A 16,949-nucleotide genomic window follows, 5' to 3' on the forward strand; every position below is an offset into this window, starting at 1 on the left:
CATCTGGCGCAGCCAGGTGTGAGCGCCCAAGTCCGCCAGCTCGAAAAGGAGCTCGGGCACCCGCTGCTCGACCGCTCCGGCCGGTCGGTGACCCTGACGGAGGTGGGCGAGGCCGTCCTGCCGTACGCGCGCGCCGCGCTCGCCGCAGTCGAAGCGGTACGGCAGACCGCGGAGGAGTTCACCGGGCTGCTGCGCGGTCACGTCACCCTCGGCCTGGTATCGGGCGCGGCCGCGGCAGCCCAGGAGTTCGACCTGGCGACCGTCCTGGCCGGATTCCACGAGGACCACCCCCAGGTGGAGATCGCTCTGACCGAGGACACCTCGGAACGGATGCTCGCCGCACTGCACCGAGGGGAGCTCGACATCGCCGTGATCGGACTCGCGGACGAGGAGCCCCCGCCGGGCATCTCCCTCCAGGTCCTGATCGACGAACCCCTGGTCGCAGCCGCCGCACCGGACGACCCCGCCCTCACGCCTGCGGACCGTACGAGCATTGCGCTGGCCGAGCTCCGCGATCGTCCGCTGATCAGCCTGCCGCGTGGCACAGGGCTGCGCGGGGTACTGGACCGCGCATGCGCGCAGGTGGGGTTCCGGCCCTGCATCGCGTTCGAAGCAGCCGCCCCGCTGTTCCTTGCACAGCTCGCCGCCGGCGGTCTCGGCGTCGCGGTGATTCCGGCCCTCCCTGCCGGTGCGGCGGCGGCCTTCGGACTACGGACGCTGGAGATCACCGAGCCGCGGCTACGTGGCCGGGTCGCTCTGGCCTGGCGGACGGACGGCCCCTCCAGCCCCGCCGGCGCCGTCCGCCTGAACCTGATGCGTACGAGTCCGGGCCCGACTTGACGCGCCGTGGAGACAGTTGTGGCACATGAATGGCAGCGTGAGCCCCGAGAGGTCCGGACAAAGAACAAGCCCCCGGGCGACTGCCCTCGCGCCAACGTCTCCAGATCTCACCTCGCTGCGGCGGCGAGCACCCGTGGTCACGCACCTGTGCCGCCACCATCACATGATCGTCCGTGGGTGGTGGTCGATCACTTGAACCCGCCGTCGTTCTGCGACGCCCTTCTCAGGTGAAGGCGATGGCTGCTCCGGTCGAGATCGAGAGTTTCGCAGCGTGGAGGAGTTGCAGGCACACATAGGACTCGACTCCGTAACGCTGCCATCCCTCGGTGGCCGGATCCGCGGCATCGGCGGCGTCGACGATCTCTTCGGAGTCCGGATCGAGGTCTTCCGGAAGACCAAGGGCTTCAGCGAGTCGCCGGGTCTCCTCCAGCAGTCGCACCGAAGAGCCCAGGTGGCCGCCCGGTGTCCTTTTGTCGACGATGACGTGGGCGAAGTCGACGGGGACGTAGTAGCCCTCGCAGTCCGAATGATGGACCAGATGGTCGAACGGCCCGGGAGGATCGGTCGGGAGGCCCTCGTACACCTTGCTGAGGAGCGAGTCGTCAGCCGCCCGGTGGCTTCCGTCCAAGGGCTCGGGCAGGCGCCCGCTCGCCGCAAGGTGGACGGCGAGACGACGAAGGGTGTGCAGGCCCGAGTAGCCCCACGAATCCTCGCTCTGCCTCCTGTCGAGGTCGGGCTCAGTCCACCGTCGCGCTCCCGCACGCTCCAGCAGCTCGCCGACCACGGCAAAATCGGCGCGGACCTTCTCGGCGTAGTCGTCCTCTGTATCGACGAGCACACCGACAACTATGTTCAGACCCATGACCCGATTCTGCCATCGGCCATCGGTTGTCGGACGACCACGCCTTGCCCTGCTGCCGGGTCACGCCACCCGTCCGCAGCCGTCGGCCCCCGGCGGGCCGTCTCCGCGCGGCGGGCTGGAGCCGGCGTCCAGGTCGGGGCGTACGCCCTGGCTTCCTCGTGCACCGTGATCGCCACCCGCATCAGGTGCTGGAGGAGCCGTCGACGCATGATGCGGGCCCAGGGCCCTACGACGGCGGCCCGAGCTTTTCCCGTTCGGCGTCGAAGAACCGGCTGTGCATGTCTTCCGGGGCGGGGTCGGCGGACAGTTCGGCGAGATCCTCACGGGAACCGACAGGAATGGATATGCCCAGCTCCGCGAGCTCCGCGGCCACCTTCACGAACAGCTCGTCATTGTCGAACGAGATGTCGTACAAGCAGGCTTCGGAGAAGGTGAGGCCGCACAATTCCCAGTACGCCGACTCCGTGTCGACCTTGATGACCAGAGGCGGCTGCGTGGTCTCCTGCTCCTGAGGATGCAGCCAGTACCCGTAGAAGTTGCCGTCCTCGTCCTGGGCCACGGCCTTCAGGTGCTTGGCCATCTGCTCGGATGCCGCACAGTTGGCCATGATGTCGGGCTCGGCGCGTTCCTTCTCGCTGAGATAGCTGGTGTCGGTCAACGGGTGTTGGGCACGGGGCTCCAAGATGGTGATGCCGAACTGCTCGAAGGGATGCCCACGCCCCTCCCACTGCGCTGTCGCCAGGATCCGAACGTCCTCGGGCACGGGGCGCCCGCCCAGCCGCTCCCGGGAGAACTCTTTCAATCGCTCGTCACACACAGATGAACCCTCTCGCTGCCCGGGATGACACCTCAAAGATTAGGAGGCGCCTCTGACAACCGGTGACCCGTGCCCATCCGTACGAGCTCCGAGAAAGGCATCGAGTTGACTTCTCCCTACGTGATCGATTCCGACCAGGAACCGTGGACTCTCGCACGACGCTTCACGAATCGACTGACCGACACCCTGGGCGGCACTCTCCGCGATGTCGTCGTGGTGGGATCCGCGTCGCTCGGCGACTGGCAGGCGGACAGCGATAACGACCTCGTCTGCGTGGTGGCGACGGGATTGGATTCACCGGCACGCGACGCCGTGTCGCCGCTGCACGAGCATTCCGCGCGCGATTACGGCCACACGATCGATGCCATGTACGTGACGAGAGACGATCTGGCCAAGGGCCCCGATGCCCTTCGGTCCGTAGTGGCGTCGGTCGCCGGAACCCTGCACCCCGAGTCGACGGACGGACCCATGAACTGGGCGACCTGGCTCAACATCGTCCAGTCGGGTGTCCGTGTCCCCGTCGCCGGGGACGGCGCGATGGCGGAGGTGGATCCGCGGAGCCCCGGGATGCCGATCGAGGAAGCGACCGCGCGCGATGGGGCGATCGGCTTCTCCCGCGCCAATCTCGACCAGTACTGGCGCAACAGGATCACCCTGTCCGAACAGATCTACCTGAGCAGCGAAGCGGCCCACCCGGTCTCCCACTTCGAGGTCGAGTGGATGTCCCTGGGGCCGGCCCGCCTGCTGGCGACGGTCCTCACCGGGCGCGTCGTCTCGAAGTCGGAGGGCGGCCAACTGGCCGCCGACAGGTCACCGCAGTTCCGGCAGCACCTCACGCGGGTGCTCGACGCCCGCAGAGGGGCCGGCGCCACGAGGACGTGGACCCGCGAGGACCTGGAGCGTTCGCTCGAACTCGCCCGCGTCTGCGTGCGACTCGGTGCGGTGGCTCCCCGGTGAGGCTCTCCCGGCCGACCCTGCCGCGACGCCCAGTAGCGCGGCTCGACGGGAGTCCGCTTCACCACGAGCCGACCGATCGCGTCGGGAGTGTCCGCCGGCTTCCCCCACGGGCCCGAGTGGTCGCCGGGGTGTGTTCGATGCCGGCCCGCACCACACTGCCGGGCCCGGCGGGCCCGTAGGAGCCGGTCCTCCCGGCGTGCTTGTCGGCGCGGTCGCCGCTGATCATCACGCGGTGATCCGCCGTCACCCTCGGGCAGGCGCTCGGGTTCGAGAGGATCACACCTTCGGACGTGGTCGACGCCCCTTGCGCCGGAGGCGGCGGCACCGAGCCTGCGCCCGGGATCCGGACCGCAATGGTCGAGTGGGCGACGGCGCGACGGGCGGCTCACTGCTCGTCGGTGAGGCCCTGGAGATCGACGGGACGGGTTCTGTCGAACGTCACGAGGATTCCGTGGGGGTCCGCCAGCCCGAGTCTGCTCTCGGTGAAGCGGATGGCCCAGGTCCGGTCGGCCCACACCGTTGCCTCGGGCGCCGCGATCGGCAACTCGGGAAGGTCCAGCCAGTTCAGTTCGTCGGCTGTGAGCCCGAAGTGCCGTTCACGCAGTCGGGTGCGGCAGTACTCCAGGGCCTGGTCGACGAAAACGCCGAAGCGGCTCACCACGTCGTGAGCGAGTTGGAGGGTGGACTCGTCCGGCGGGGCCGCCGGCTCGGTCACCAGACTCATGGCGATCCGGTCCGTGCCTGCCGCCTCCGCGAAGTAGCCGGTCCAGCAGGCAAACTGCGGAGGGCTCTCCGTGCGGCTCAGCGCCAGCCCGGCGACATGCAAAGTGGTGGGCAATTGCGAGTCGGCGCTCGGAACTTCAGTGCCCGAGCCTCTCGGTGGTGCGTCGTTCCCGGACATGGACCCACCCTAGGCCAGGCCCGGGTGTGGTGGGGCACGTCCCCGGGCCTCGGTGATGGTGTGCGTCGCACGCGGTGTCGAGCGTGTCCGCCGAGTGCCCGGTACATACCGGACGGCGCAACCGCGTCGGCCCGCGCGGCGCGGCCGGGTCCGGCGTCGGGGTCGAGCCGACCTGTGGCTCGGCGACGGCGTCCAGTCCACGCGGCAGCCCGGCACCGACGTCACCGTGCAGCTGCCCCATGGCCCCGTGGCGAACGATCCCGTCCGGCATGCGACGAGTCCAGGACTCGGACCGAAGTGCGGTCTACCGGCGTTGCCAGGGGTGATCGCACGGCAGGGGCGGGCAGCTCCTGGCCCTGGAGTACCACTGCTCGCTCTGGCATGCTCTCGTCAAGCAACGCGCGTAGAGTGCGCGGAACCTTGAGGAGGACAGGACATGTGCGAGCAGTGCGGTACGGCCGACGGTGCGGCGGAGGAACCGGACGGTCTCCGGCCGGCGGGTCCGTCGCGCAGAAGGCTGCTGATCGGCGTCGGCGCCGGGCTCGGGGTGGCGCTGACGGGCATACCGGCCCTGACCTCGTCGGCCGCGGCGGCGACGCTCAAGGACGGCCGGTGGTGCAACCCCGCCCGGGGCCACTTCCCCGCAGGCGGCCACTACGGGGCCCCGCGCGGCCGCTACCCGCACGCCGGTCAGGACGTCACCAACTCGACGGGCACGGCGGTCTACGCCGCGGCCGCAGGCACCGTGGTACGCCGGGGAACGGGCGTCCTGCCGGGGCGCACGGGGAACGGTCTGGTCATCGCGCACGGCGGTGGGCGGTACACCTACTACGGGCACCTCAGCGCGTTCCGGATCCCGCTCAACGCGAAGGTCGCCGCGGGGCAGCGCATCGCCGACATGGGTGCCACGGGCCATGTGACCGGTCCCCACCTCCACTTCGAGACCCACAGCGGAGGGTTGGGGTCCACGGTCGATCCGGTCTCCTACCTCGCCGCCCGCGGCGTGGACCTGGGCGGCGGCTGGCCGGCCATCGGTCCCGGTGCCGTGGGCGCGACCGTGAAAGCCGTCCAGTACCTGATCACCCGGCGCGGCACCGCGCTGGTCGCCGATGGCAACTACGGCTCGGTGTCGGTCGACGCGGTCAAGAAGTTCCAGTCGTCCCGTGGTCTGGTGGCGGACGGCCAGGTCGGACCGAAGACCTGGCCGAGGCTGGTCTACGCGCTCGGGAAGGGCAGCTCCGGAGCGCATGTACGCGGCCTTCAGGTGGCCCTCAACAAGCACAGCGCGGGACTTGCCGTCGACGGCGACTTCGGCGCCGTGACCAACTCCGCCGTACGCGCCTACCAGAGCGTGAACCGCCTCGTAGTCGACGGACAGGTGGGCCCCAAGTCCTGGGAGGCTCTGGTCGGGTGATGACCCGAAAGATGTGCGTCCACGGGTCGGGGCGGGGCCGGTCCGACGGTTCCGCCCCGCCCCTCGGCGTGCCGCAGCACGCCGACGAGGGCCGCCGTCGCGCCGTCGGTGACGAGAGGTGGTGGTGCGAGGTGAGGGGGCCGTTGCCGTGACGTCGGTTCGTTGCTCCGGGCGGGTGCCTCACCACTGACGGCGTACGGTCGCCTTGCTGCCGGTCACCAGGCTTGCCGGTGGAACGTCGTCGGCCACGACCGCGCCGGCGGCGATCACGGCGTCACGGCCGATGCTGACGCCGGGCAGGATCGTGGCGCCGGCGCCGATCCACACGTTCTCCGCCACGTCGATGGGGGCGCCGGTGAGGTACAGCCGTCGCTCCCCGGGATCGACCGGGTGCCCGATGGTGATGAACGTGGCCTTCGGGCCGATCATGACGCGCTCGCCGAGCCGGATGCCGGCGTAGTCCAGGAACGTGCAGTTCTGGTTGATGAACACGCGCTCGGCCAGGTCGAGGTTGAGGCCGTGGTCCGTGTAGAAGGGCGGATGGATCGTCACCCCCGGCGGCAACGGCTTGCCGAGGATCTGTTCGAACAGTTCCGCTTTGCCTGCGCCGTCGTCGAAAGGCAGGACGTTGAGGCGGGTGGTGAGTTCGGTGACCTGAAGGACTCTCTCGGCCATGGCCTGGAACTCGGCGCTGTGAATACGCATGAGACGGTCGCCGGACATGCCGCGACTCCTTTCGGGTGTGCCGGGTGACCGGGCGGGACGGGACGGGGCTCGCCGGTCGCCGGCGGAGGCTGGCGTCGGGCAGCCGGCCGAGTCACCTTTGACCCGGTCGTGGAGCCGGCCGCGGTGAGGGGTGGGGCTGCGGTCCGTGAGCCGTTTCGGTGTTGTCGTCGCCGCGTTGTGGCCTAGTTGCCCAGGACGGGAGCCAGGTCGTCTCGGGGAGTCGCGGCAGGGCCCTGAGGTGGGCGATGATGCCGCGCAGTTCCGGATGCGGATTCGCACTCGGGAGGATGAGCGAGAGCGGGTACGCGAGGGTCGGACCGACGACGGGGATGCGGCGCAGGTCGTGCGTGGCCGGCCACAGGTACCGGTCGCGTGCCCCGACCAGCGTGGCCACGTCTGCCGACTCCGCGAGCGTGTCCAGGAGCACTTCGTCTCCGAAGTGCGGGCCCGTCGCGTCGATGCGCAGGTCGAAGGCGGTGGCGAGTTCGTCGTAGAACTCCGCCCATTCGCTTCGGGGCGCGATACCCGGCACCCAGATCCGGTGCCTGCGCAGTTGCGCCGGCGTCAGCCGTCGCGCGGCGGCGAGTGGATGTCCCGGGCCGACGAGAAGCTCCAGCGGGGTGTCGAACGCGTGGATCATCCGCAGACCGGGCGGCAGCGCGGCCGGGTCGGTGACGGTACGGAACGAGGCGTCGACGTCGCCTGCTTCGATGGCGGCGACCACCAGGCGTGGGTCGTTGACCCTGAGGGTCACCACGTCGAGCTCGGTTTCGGGATGTGACCGCCAGTAGTCGTGCAGAACGACGGCCTGCGCGCTTCGCAGGCCCAGAACATCGATCCGCAGGGCCCGGGCACCGGGCCGGACCGCGGTGATGGCGCGTTCGACACCCGCGACGACGCTCTGTGCGTGGGGAAGAAACGCCTGGCCGTCGAGCGTGAGCTCAACCCCTCGGGCGGTACGTGTGAACAGGCGGACTTCCAGCTCGCGCTCCAGCGACGCGATCCGCTTGGACACCGCCTGCTGTGTCACGCCCAGCTCGTCGGCCGCATGCTGGAACTGTCCGAGCTCGGCCGCCCGGACGAACGATCGCAATGCGTTGGTGTCCACCGGCCCATCCTAGGGGCGCCCAACCGATCGTTGTGGCTCGCCCGGGATCGGTTGGGCCGAGCCGGGGCGGGGCGCCGCGAGCGGCGCCAGGAGCGGCCCCCGGTGGCGTGCCGGCCGACGTCGGCAGGCCCGGGCGGCCAGGCCGTCCGTCGCCGCGCAGCAGGTGGAGAGGAACTCGTCGGCTCCGTCGCGTGCCACTTCGTCCGGCAGCGGAACTCAAGAGTGTTTTTCACCGCGGCTGTCCATCGGCGGCTGTCCGTCACCGTCCTGCGGCAGCCGGACCGTGGTTCTCGCAGCCGAGGTGGAGGGCGGGGGCGCGGCGGGCCCGCCCCCCCGGGGCATCGACGTGGGTCAGGACTCCGACGCCCGCCACTCCTGCGCGTAGTTGTTGAAGATCTCCCGCAGGTGATGCCCGATCTTCAGGTAGTCCAGGTCGTCCAGGTTGGCGAGAGAGACGCGGACCGACCACTGGGGGCCGTCGAAGCCGCCCCCGTTGAGCAGCACCACGCCTGTCTGCCGGGCGAGGCGGAACAGTGGGTCGATCGGCTCGTAGTTCTTGTCCAGGAAGGCTGCGAACGACTCGCCGTGTTCGAGTCGGGCCTGTGCCATGAGGTCCAGTTCGACGTAGTAGCCGGCGCGGTGCGGATCGTTGGCGATCTTCATCTGGGCGCCCTCCAGCAGGAGTTGGAGGCGCTGCTGCACGATGGCGCGGATCCGCTGCTTGTAGGCCCGGCCCTCGTCGAGCATGCCGAAGAGGGAGAACAGGCCGAGCATGACCTGCTGCGGGAGCGAGAGGCCCGCCGTGTGGTTGAGCGCGACCTGGCGGGAGTCGGCGACCAGCCGGTCGATGAACCTGATCTTCTCCGGTTCCAGGCTCAGCGTTCCGTACCGCCTGCTCAGGACGTCCTTGTCCGCCTGCGGCAGGGCGGCGATCCGTTCGTCGACGACATTGTCGTCGTGCAGTCCGATGACGCCGAGTCGCCAGCCCGTGCAGCCGTAGTGCTTCGAGTACGAGTAGACGAGGAGGGTGTTGCGGGGCAGGTCGGCGGCCAGGGACCGGAAGCCTTCCACGAACGTGCCGTACACGTCGTCCGTGACGATGAGCAGGTCCGGGTTCTTCGTCGCGACGATGTCCTTGATCTGGTCCGTGACCCGCCGACTGAGCGCCAGGGAGGGCGGGTTGGAGGGGTTGACCAGGCAGACCAGCTTGATGTCCGGGTCCGCGAGCTTGTCGATCTCCTCGGCCGGGTAGCGCCACTCCCGCACGCCCGCCTCGGCGAACATGTTGGCCTCCACGTACGTCACGTCGAACTCGTACGTGTCCAGCTCGGGGATCTCGATGTACGGGGTGAACACGGGGACCATCAGCGCGATCCTGTCGCCCTTGTGCAGGATCCCGTTCTTCATGAGCGAGTCGAAGATGTAGCACATCGCGGCGGTGCCGCCCTCGGTCGCGAAGTACGAGAATTCCCCGGCCGGCGGCTCCTCGGCGAACAGCTCGTCCGCGATGTAGCCGCGGACGATCTCCTGGGTGTGGTGCAGGATGCGGTCCGGCACCGGATAGTTGTCCCCGACCGAGCTGTCGGCCAGTTCGTGGACGAAGGCGTCCTTGTCGAATCCGAAGCGCGCCACCGCCGACTCGACGCATTTCTGGAGGAGTTCGATGCCGGGGAGGCCCGGCTGCTGCCGTACGAAGGCGTCGAAACGGTCGCCGGAACCCACCAGCTCCGGCATGCCGCCGAGGTTGTCGGCCGTCCACACCCGGCGGGACTCGGTGAGGGCGAAGTGGCCGAGTGCGTAGAACGCCTCGCGGGGCCCGGTGGCGACCCAGTTCGGGTTGCCGCGGCCCGCGTTGAGCATCTGGACGCTCGACCTGTCCTTCTGGCCGGGCCTGTCGGCCTGCGCCTCCTGGGCGAGTTCGACGAAGACGTTCTTCAGCTCGAAGGGGGAGAGCCGGGCGTACTGCTGGATCTGCTCGCGGCTCAGGTTCGTGTTGTGCATGGTGTTTTCCTCATGTCCTTGTGTCCGTGCGGGGCGCTCAGTGGTGGAGGAGGACGATCACGGCGCCCCAGATGGTCAGCAGTACGTTTCCGACGGCGTACGGGATCGTGTAGCCGAGCGTGGGGACCTGGGACCGGGACGACTCGTTGATCGCGCCGATCGCGGCCGTGGTGGTCTGGCCGCCCGCGAGGACGCCCATCAGGATCGGGAAGCGGATCCTCTGGATGTGGTGACCGACGAGGAATCCCACGATCAGGGGCACCACCGTGGCCACCGCGCCGAAGACCAGCAGCCCCCAGCCCGCCGTGGAGAGACCGGAGGTGAAGCCGGGGCCGGCGTTGATGCCGACGACCGCGACGAAGAGGCACAGGCCGAGCGTGTCCATGAACCACTGGGCACCGGGCGGCACATTGCCGTACGTGGGGTACTTGCCGCGGATCCAGCCGAAGACGAGGCCCATGACGAGCGCGCCTCCGGAGGTGGACAGCGAGATCGGGACGCCGCCCGCGGTCAGTGCGGGGATGCCGATGCAGCCGCCGAGGAAGATGCCGAGACCGACCCAGACCATGTCGGTGGCGAAGGACGTCGGGACCGGCTTGCCGATCGCCCGGCCCGCCGGGTCCACGAGCCGCTTCGGCCCGGTGAGGACCAGCGTGTCGCCGCGCTCGACCTTCGTCGACAGGCGGTACGGGAACTCCGCCCCGGACCGGTAGATCCTGTCGACGTAGACCCCCGCCATGAACGGCTCCTTGCGCAACTCGGCCACCGACTTGCCCAGTTGCTTCTTGTCGGCGGCGACCACGTGCAGTGTCTCGGTCCGGTAGCCGAGCAGTTCGACGTCGTCGGTCTCCGCGCCGAGGTGGGTACGGGCGTCGAAGTCGACGAGCGAGCCGCGCAGCGCGCTGAGCGCCACCACGTCCCTCTCGCGCAGCACGGTCTGCTGGGTGTGGTCGAGGATCGCGCCGTCCCGGCGCACCCGCGTGATGTAGATGCGGTGGCCGAGCTCCTGCTGTTGCTGCTCGAAGTCGTCGATGGTGCGGCCGACGATGTCGGGTCGCCGGATCGTGTACGCCCGCAGCACCACCTCGTAGTAGCCGTCGTTCAGGTCGGGGTCGTCCTCGGGGGCGTCCAGCTCCTTCGCGAGCGCGGCCGATTCGGCGGCGAGGTCCTTGCGGTAGAGCTTCGGCAGTACGTTCGCCAGGAGCATCGCGCACAGGATCGTGCCGAGCGGATACGTCACCGCGTAGCCGATCGCGACGAGGTTCTCCTCGGTCCTGGCCTGCCCGGAGGAGAGCCCCGGCAGATTGCCGATGGCGTCCTGTGCGACACCGATCACCGCGGACTGGGTGAGGGCGCCGCCGAGCAGACCGGCGCTCAGGCCGGGGCCGTAACCGAGCAGGGCGGCGAAGCCCCAGCAGACCAGCAGGCCGGTGACGCAGACGACGACGGCGTTGACGACCTGCGGCAGGCCGTCCTTCCTCAGGCCGCGGAAGAACTGCGGGCCCACCTTGTAGCCGAGCGCGAACAGGAACATCGTGAAGAACAGATTCTTCACCGTCCCGTCGACGGTGACCTCGAACTGGGCACCGAGCAGCAGCCCCGCCACCAGGCAGCCGGTGACGGCGCCCAGTGCGACGGCCCGGTAGCGCAGCTTCCCGAAGAGGAAGCCGATCGCCACGGTGAGGAAGACCAGCAGCTCGGGATGGGGCTGGAAGATGTTGCGATTCAGGAAATCGATCATTTCCCGGGTCTCTCCGATCTGTCAGGAACCGAGGACGCCGACGAGCACCGGGCCGGTCAGAGGGAGCAGGAAGTTCGAGAGGGCGTAGGTGATGGTGTAGCCGAGCATCGGCACCGACGACTGCGCCACCTGGGTGACGGCGGTGATCGCGGGTGTCGAGCACTGCTGGCCGGCGATGGCGCCGATGAGGAGCGGCTTCTCGATACGGAGGAGTTTGAGGCCGACGACGAGCGAGATCGTCGCGGGGATCAGCACCATGGCGATCCCGGCGAACGGCAGCAGCGCCCCGTACTCCTTGAGCAGTGGCCAGGCCTGCGGTCCGGACACCAGACCGGTGCAGGCGATGAAGACCGCGAGCCCCATGTCCTTGATGGTGGCGGCGGCCTGCGGCGGGAACGCCCCGAAGGTCTGGCTGCGCGAACGGAACCAGCCGAAGAGCAGCCCCGAGACGAGACAGCCGCCGCCGGTGCCGAGGGACAGCGGTACGTCGCCGAACTTCACCACGACCTGCCCGAGCAGCGAACCGGCCGCGATGCCGAGCCCGAGGTAGATGAAGTCGGTGGCGTCGTTCTTGACCACGGAGCCGAGCTTCGCGACCAGTCTGCTGAGGCCCGAGCGGGCACCCACCAGGGTCAGCACATCACCGCGGTGCACGACCGTGTCACCGTTCGCGGGCAGTTCCTGGCCGGTGCGCGTGACCTCGGTGACGTACACGCCGGCCGAGAGGAACTCGGGATTCTCGCGCTGGATCCGGTCGATCGTCTTGCCGTCGTTCGACTTGCGGGTGATCGACACCTGCTCGGTCGCGAGAGGTGAGTCGAGACCGGGGACGCCCGGTGTCTCGGGGCCGATGAGCCGCCCCGCCTCGATGGTTTGGGCGCGCCGGCCGACCACGAGGACCAGGTCGGAGAGGGTGAGCCGGAGATCGGGGGAGGGCGTGAGGACCTTGCTGCCGCGCTTGACGGACTCGATGGTGATCCGCTCGTCGAGGGCGGACTCCAGGTTCCCCACGGTACGGCCGTCGGCGGTGGTCACCAGATACGTACGGCCCACCATGGTCGGCAGGGCGGGGCGCTCGTCCGGGCCCAGGGCGCCGCTGCTGCGGGTGCGCTCCCACAGCTCCCGGGCGGCGTCACGCAGGTTGATGCGCAGCATCATCGGCATGATCTGGCTCGTGTAGAGGACGATCGTGATCAGGCCGAAGAGGTAGCAGACCGTGTACGCGGTGGCGACGTTGCCCTGGTACTCGGACACCTGCTGGGCGGTCAGACCGCTCAGTTTGCCGATGGACTCGGTGGCCGTACCGACGACGGCTGATTCGGTGGCGGCACCGGCCAGGATGCCCGAGGCGGTGCCGACGTCGAGGCCGAACCACTTGGCGAGGCCGAAGGCGATGCCGAGGGCGCAGACCAGTTCGATCCCGCACAGCGCGAAGAAGCGCAGACTTTTCCTGTTGAGGTTGCGGAAGAACTGAGGCCCGGCCATGTAGCCGAGCGCGAAGATGAACAGCGCGAAGAACACGGTCTTCACGTCGTCGGAGACCTGCGCCTTGGTCCAGGCGCCGAGGAGCAGGGACACGATGAGCGTTCCGCAGATGCCGCCCAGCGTCAGCGGCCCGACACGCAGCTTCCCGAGGAGATGGCCGAGTGCGAGGCTCGCGAACAGGACGAGCTCGGGGTGGTCCTTGAGGACTCCCACGGCCGCTCAGTGAATCTCGTACAAGGAGATATGGGGCATGGCTGGACAATAGGTGACGGTTCGTGGTGCCGCCACGCGACGCCGGCGGCTCTGGTCATCCGGCGTGGAATCGGGCGCAGTTGAGGTGCGGCCGTGCGGGACCGCTGCCGTACGGGAAGGTGTTCCGGCGGCGGGGCCCCGTGCACCGTGGGGCCGTCGCCCCGGTTGCCGGTCTCAGAGTCCGGTGACCTTGGCGCTCGCCGACAGCGTGTAGGCCAGGGTGACCGTGCGGTGACCACCGGGTGGGAGGGGGATGTCCCAGCGGGCGATGCCCTCGGCGTCGACCGTGTCCGGGGCCGGGGAGCAGGATTTCTCGTGCAGCCGGATCTCCACCGCCGAGACCTCGGAGACCGGGATCCGTTCCCGCAGGACGACCACCCGCTCGTCGTGTTCGCCGGGGGCGGAGAACCGCGACAGGTGCAGCCGGACCGTGCGGTTCACCACGGTCCGCTGGGTGATTCCGGTGGAGTCGCGGGACTCCTCGGACTGCCGGACCACCCGATAGTCGTCGCAGCTGCCGAAGGCCAGTTCGGCGGGGGCGCCGGGGGCGGTGAAGTCCAGTGTGCCGCGGCCGCTGAACCCGCTGCCGCGGACCAGGTCGACGGGCCCGGCGAGCAGTGCGTGACCGGACCGGTTGTCGAACCGCACCGCCTGGGTGACCAGCGGGGACAACTCCGGTGAGCAGGCGTACTCGCTGCGCGCGGCCGTGGTGAACGCGGAGAGCGGCACTCGGTGGGCGCGGCCGTCACCGGGCACCGACACCGGTGCGGGGGATCGCAGTACGCGTGTCTCGCCGCCGTCGTCCACCCCGGGCAGCCCGAGCACGGGCGCCGGGCCGAGGTCCGCGACGTCCTCCTCGCGCAGTTCGACGTCGACCGTGCGGCGCTCCGCCGCGGAGCGGTCCTTGAGTGTCAGCCGGTCCTCGCCCAGCCGAGGCGGATCGGTGGCCAGGGCCGAGCGGGCCGTGGACAGGGTCAGCCGTACGTCCGACCAGTCCTCGCCGGTGCGCTGCCAGACCATCGCGTCGGTCTCCAGGGTCAGCGAGTCCCCGTCGAGCACGGCCCGGTAGGCCGGCCGCCACAGCGCACACGGGGTGAGGTGGCTCAGGCGCAGCCCGACCGGCCCGGCCGCCGCGGTCTCCACGGTCAGTTCGACATGGCCGACCAGCTCCGCGGGCTCCTCCTCGGCGAGCTGCACGGCCCGCTCGGCCTCCCCGAGTTCGACCGCGATCTCGGTCAACCGGGCGTCCGAGGCACGGAGTTGCTCGCTGCAGGTGTCGCGCTCCTCGTCCACCCGGTCCAGCTCGCGGGCCCAGCGATGCCGTTCGGTCTCGCCGTGACCGGCGCCCTCGCCGATCTCCCGCAGCACATCGGCGGCGAGGCGGCCGAGCAGATCGAGGCGGGCCTTCAGCCGGTCGCGTCGCCGGCCCAGGGACAGCCGCTCCCCTTCGAGGCCGTGTATGCGGTGGCGCAGGGCGGAGTCGTCCTCGGTGGGCAGCGGCGCGCGGGGTGTCCAGCTGCGGACGATCCGTACGTCGAGCACGGTCGCGTGGTGATCGGCGGCCAGTTCGGCATGGAGGGTCCGGTCGACGGCCAGCGCGCTGACCGGCCCGAGACGCAGCCGCTGGACCCCGGCCTCCAGGTCGAGCACGGCGGAGCGTTCGACGTGGGCGCGGTCCTCCAGGCAGGTGACGGCGGTGACGGGGAGAGCGATCGGCTGCTGGGCCGTGGACATGGTGGGTGTCAGCTCCTGCGGTTGCCGCCGACCAGGGCCTTGCCGGTCGGGATGCGGATCTCGTAGCCGCCGTCGAGGGCGGCGGTTGCGCCCGCGGTCAGGTCCAGTCGCCAGACGCGGGTGCCCGGTGTGTGCCGGTCGGGGCCGGTGCCTTCGTCGGGTGCGGTCCAGTCGGCCCGTTCCTCGATCCGGACGTCCGGATCGGCGGTGACCGGAACCCGCTCGCGGACCTCCACCGTGACGGGCCGCGCGAGCCGGTTGGCCAGTTCCACGTGGACGCGGTGATCGAGCACGGTGGTGTTGTTGCGCAGGCCGGACGTCGACTCGTTCAGGCTCGTACGGCGGGTGACCCGGATGCCCTCGGCCGCCCCGAGCCCCACCCGGCGGACACCGCCGGGGGCGAGCGTGGGCAGTGCGGTGGTCAGCAGGAAGTCGTCGTCGACGGTGACCTCCACCGGACCGGCGAGCAGTGCCTGGTCGGTGGAGTTGGAGAGCACCAGCGTCGCGTACACGGTCTGATCGACGGACGGCACGCACAGGTACTCGGTACGCAGACCGACCGGGATCTCGCCGACGGTGACGGTGTGCCAGGTGCCGTCCGACGGGATGTCGGCGCGGGCGGCGGCATCGAAGCGGTGGTCGAAGGAGCCCGCCGACTCCCGGGGGCGCACGGCCCGTCCGGGCAACGGCAGCGCCGCCACCGCTTCGGCGCGGCGGCGGTACTCGGCCGCCACCGGGTCGAAGGGCGAGCCGGGGAACAGCCGGCCCCTGCGACCGCCCGTCTCCTCGGGGCCGCACAGGACGAGGCCGGCGTAGTCGAGCTCGGCGCCGCTCGGCTGCGGCGGACCGGCCGCGGGTGCCGCAGGGGGCGGGGGCACCATGGCGCCGGGCGCACCCGCGAAGGGGCCGCCGGCGCGCCGCCTGGTGGCCGGTTGGGCCCAGCCCTGTGGTGCGGGGGCGGGCATCCCGCCGCCGAAGGCCTGCGGGGAAGCGCCTGCGGGCGCCGGGAGCGTGCCCGGCGGTGCGCCGTAGCTCTGCGGCGTCGACGGTGCCGGCGGTGGCGGGGGAGGCGGCGGTGGCAGAGCGGGCTCGGCTGCGGCAACCGCGACGACGTAGCCGCCCCCGGGAGTCGCGGGCGCGGCGGCCGGGGCCGGGCCGGGGCCCGCCGAGTCGAACCCGGAGAACAGATCGACGAGCCCGGCCGGAGGCTCGCGCCAGCCGGAGGGCGCGGGGGCCGGGTGGCTGCGCCCGATCCGGATCGAGCGCAGCCTCGGCAGATCGGTGCGGCGCCGGAGATCGGCGGTGGCCAGGGCGATGTGTACGCCGGTCCAGTCCTCGCCGGTCCGCTGGGCGACCGAGGCGCGCAGCACCAGCCGCCCGCTGCCGTCACCCTGACGGTGTGTGAGCCGGTAGGCCGGCACCCAGACGGCGCCCGGAACCCCGTACTCCAGCTCCAGTTCCAGCTCCGCTTCCGTGTCGCCGGTGCCGTCGAGGGTCAGTACCGCGCAGACCGTGGTCTCCACGTGCGCCGACGGCGCGTCGGTGGAGGCGCGGGCGAGCCTGTCGGCGACGCCGTCCAGCTCGTGCTCGACGGTGCGCAGCGCCTCCTCCAGCTCGCCGAGACGCCTGTGCAGCCCCGTCAGCCGCTCGTCGACGAAGTCGGCGAGTTCCAGCCAGGCGTCGACCGGGGTGCGGCGGTGCGGGTCGTCGCGCTTGCGGGCAGGCGGTACGGGCTGCAGGGCCCTGATCTCCTCGATCAGGCCCAGCTGCCGGTCCCGCCGTCCCTGCGCGGCCGCGTGCTCGTCGCTCAGCCGCTCCGCCTCGCGCCGCAGCTCGTCGGGCGCACCGTTGCCGGCCGGCTCGGCCTCGACCTCGACCCGGGCCTCGGTGACGCGTACCCCCGGGGCTCCGAGTACCCGGGCCCGCAGCGAGCCCGGGTCCAGCGAACGGGGCAGCCCCGTCACCCGGACCCGGCCGCCGGGCGGCACACTGCCCCGGGCCAGGCGCGTGCAGACCGCGCCCTGCGCGTACACCACGACCGAATCGAGGGTCGATCCCCACCGCCGTGCCGGCTCATCCGTCATGTGCTCCGCCCCCCGCCGCGTCCATGC

At 70.6% G+C, this 16,949-nt stretch carries 13 protein-coding genes; 3 read left to right on the forward strand and 10 right to left on the reverse strand.

Translation table 11 applies throughout. The features are described 5' to 3' along the window. Nucleotides 1–18: 18 nt before the first annotated feature. Nucleotides 19–840 carry a LysR substrate-binding domain-containing protein gene (locus tag AADR41_RS06110; RefSeq protein WP_342280328.1) on the forward strand — a complete coding sequence of 274 codons (822 nt, stop codon included), beginning with the start codon at nucleotides 19–21 and terminating at the stop codon, nucleotides 838–840. Between the two features lie 223 nt (nucleotides 841–1,063). Here AADR41_RS06110 and AADR41_RS06115 read toward each other — a convergent pair whose 3' ends face one another. Together AADR41_RS06115 and AADR41_RS06120 are read right to left on the reverse strand one after the other, a co-directional pair. Next, nucleotides 1,064–1,702 (reverse strand): hypothetical protein, encoded by a 639-nt coding sequence (locus tag AADR41_RS06115; protein WP_342280329.1) that lies wholly within the window; start codon nucleotides 1,700–1,702, stop codon nucleotides 1,064–1,066. A gap of 226 nt (nucleotides 1,703–1,928) precedes the next feature. Then, on the reverse strand, nucleotides 1,929–2,465 hold the full coding sequence (locus tag AADR41_RS06120) for a hypothetical protein (protein ID WP_342280330.1): 537 nt from the start codon (nucleotides 2,463–2,465) through the stop codon (nucleotides 1,929–1,931). A 159-nt stretch (nucleotides 2,466–2,624) separates the two neighbouring features. Between AADR41_RS06120 and AADR41_RS06125 the strand changes: the two genes are divergently transcribed. Next, nucleotides 2,625–3,476 carry a hypothetical protein gene (locus AADR41_RS06125; RefSeq protein WP_342280331.1) on the forward strand — a complete coding sequence of 284 codons (852 nt, stop codon included), beginning with the start codon at nucleotides 2,625–2,627 and terminating at the stop codon, nucleotides 3,474–3,476. Nucleotides 3,477–3,861: 385 nt separating this feature from the next. Here the strand turns inward: AADR41_RS06125 and AADR41_RS06130 are convergent, their stop codons facing one another. Further along, on the reverse strand, nucleotides 3,862–4,314 hold the full coding sequence (locus AADR41_RS06130) for a hypothetical protein (protein ID WP_342280332.1): 453 nt from the start codon (nucleotides 4,312–4,314) through the stop codon (nucleotides 3,862–3,864). A 610-nt stretch (nucleotides 4,315–4,924) separates the two neighbouring features. Here AADR41_RS06130 and AADR41_RS06135 point away from each other — a divergent pair. Beyond that, nucleotides 4,925–5,791, forward strand: coding sequence for a peptidoglycan-binding protein (locus AADR41_RS06135; protein ID WP_342280371.1), 867 nt, complete (start codon nucleotides 4,925–4,927; stop codon nucleotides 5,789–5,791). Nucleotides 5,792–5,971: 180 nt separating this feature from the next. Here the strand turns inward: AADR41_RS06135 and AADR41_RS06140 are convergent, their stop codons facing one another. From AADR41_RS06140 to AADR41_RS06170, 7 genes are all read right to left on the reverse strand, one after another. Then, nucleotides 5,972–6,514 carry a DapH/DapD/GlmU-related protein gene (locus tag AADR41_RS06140; RefSeq protein WP_342280333.1) on the reverse strand — a complete coding sequence of 181 codons (543 nt, stop codon included), beginning with the start codon at nucleotides 6,512–6,514 and terminating at the stop codon, nucleotides 5,972–5,974. 94 nt (nucleotides 6,515–6,608) lie between these two features. Continuing rightward, complete coding sequence (locus AADR41_RS06145) at nucleotides 6,609–7,625, reverse strand: LysR family transcriptional regulator (protein WP_342280334.1); 1,017 nt, start codon at nucleotides 7,623–7,625, stop codon at nucleotides 6,609–6,611. Nucleotides 7,626–7,976: 351 nt separating this feature from the next. Next, on the reverse strand, nucleotides 7,977–9,626 hold the full coding sequence (locus AADR41_RS06150; protein WP_342280335.1) for a bifunctional aspartate transaminase/aspartate 4-decarboxylase: 1,650 nt from the start codon (nucleotides 9,624–9,626) through the stop codon (nucleotides 7,977–7,979). Nucleotides 9,627–9,663: 37 nt separating this feature from the next. Continuing rightward, entirely contained in the window at nucleotides 9,664–11,367 is a 1,704-nt protein-coding gene (gene aspT, locus AADR41_RS06155) for an aspartate-alanine antiporter (protein WP_342280336.1), read from the reverse strand. A 21-nt stretch (nucleotides 11,368–11,388) separates the two neighbouring features. Continuing rightward, on the reverse strand, nucleotides 11,389–13,065 hold the full coding sequence (aspT, locus tag AADR41_RS06160; RefSeq protein ID WP_342280337.1) for an aspartate-alanine antiporter: 1,677 nt from the start codon (nucleotides 13,063–13,065) through the stop codon (nucleotides 11,389–11,391). Between the two features lie 213 nt (nucleotides 13,066–13,278). After that, entirely contained in the window at nucleotides 13,279–14,838 is a 1,560-nt protein-coding gene (locus AADR41_RS06165) for a mucoidy inhibitor MuiA family protein (protein WP_342280338.1), read from the reverse strand. A gap of 8 nt (nucleotides 14,839–14,846) precedes the next feature. Beyond that, entirely contained in the window at nucleotides 14,847–16,922 is a 2,076-nt protein-coding gene (locus AADR41_RS06170) for a DUF4139 domain-containing protein (protein WP_342280339.1), read from the reverse strand. Nucleotides 16,923–16,949: the final 27 nt, after the last annotated feature.

The sequence above is a fragment of the Streptomyces sp. CLV115 genome (assembly GCF_038448545.1).
Classification (GTDB): Bacteria; Actinomycetota; Actinomycetes; order Streptomycetales; family Streptomycetaceae; genus Streptomyces; species Streptomyces sanglieri.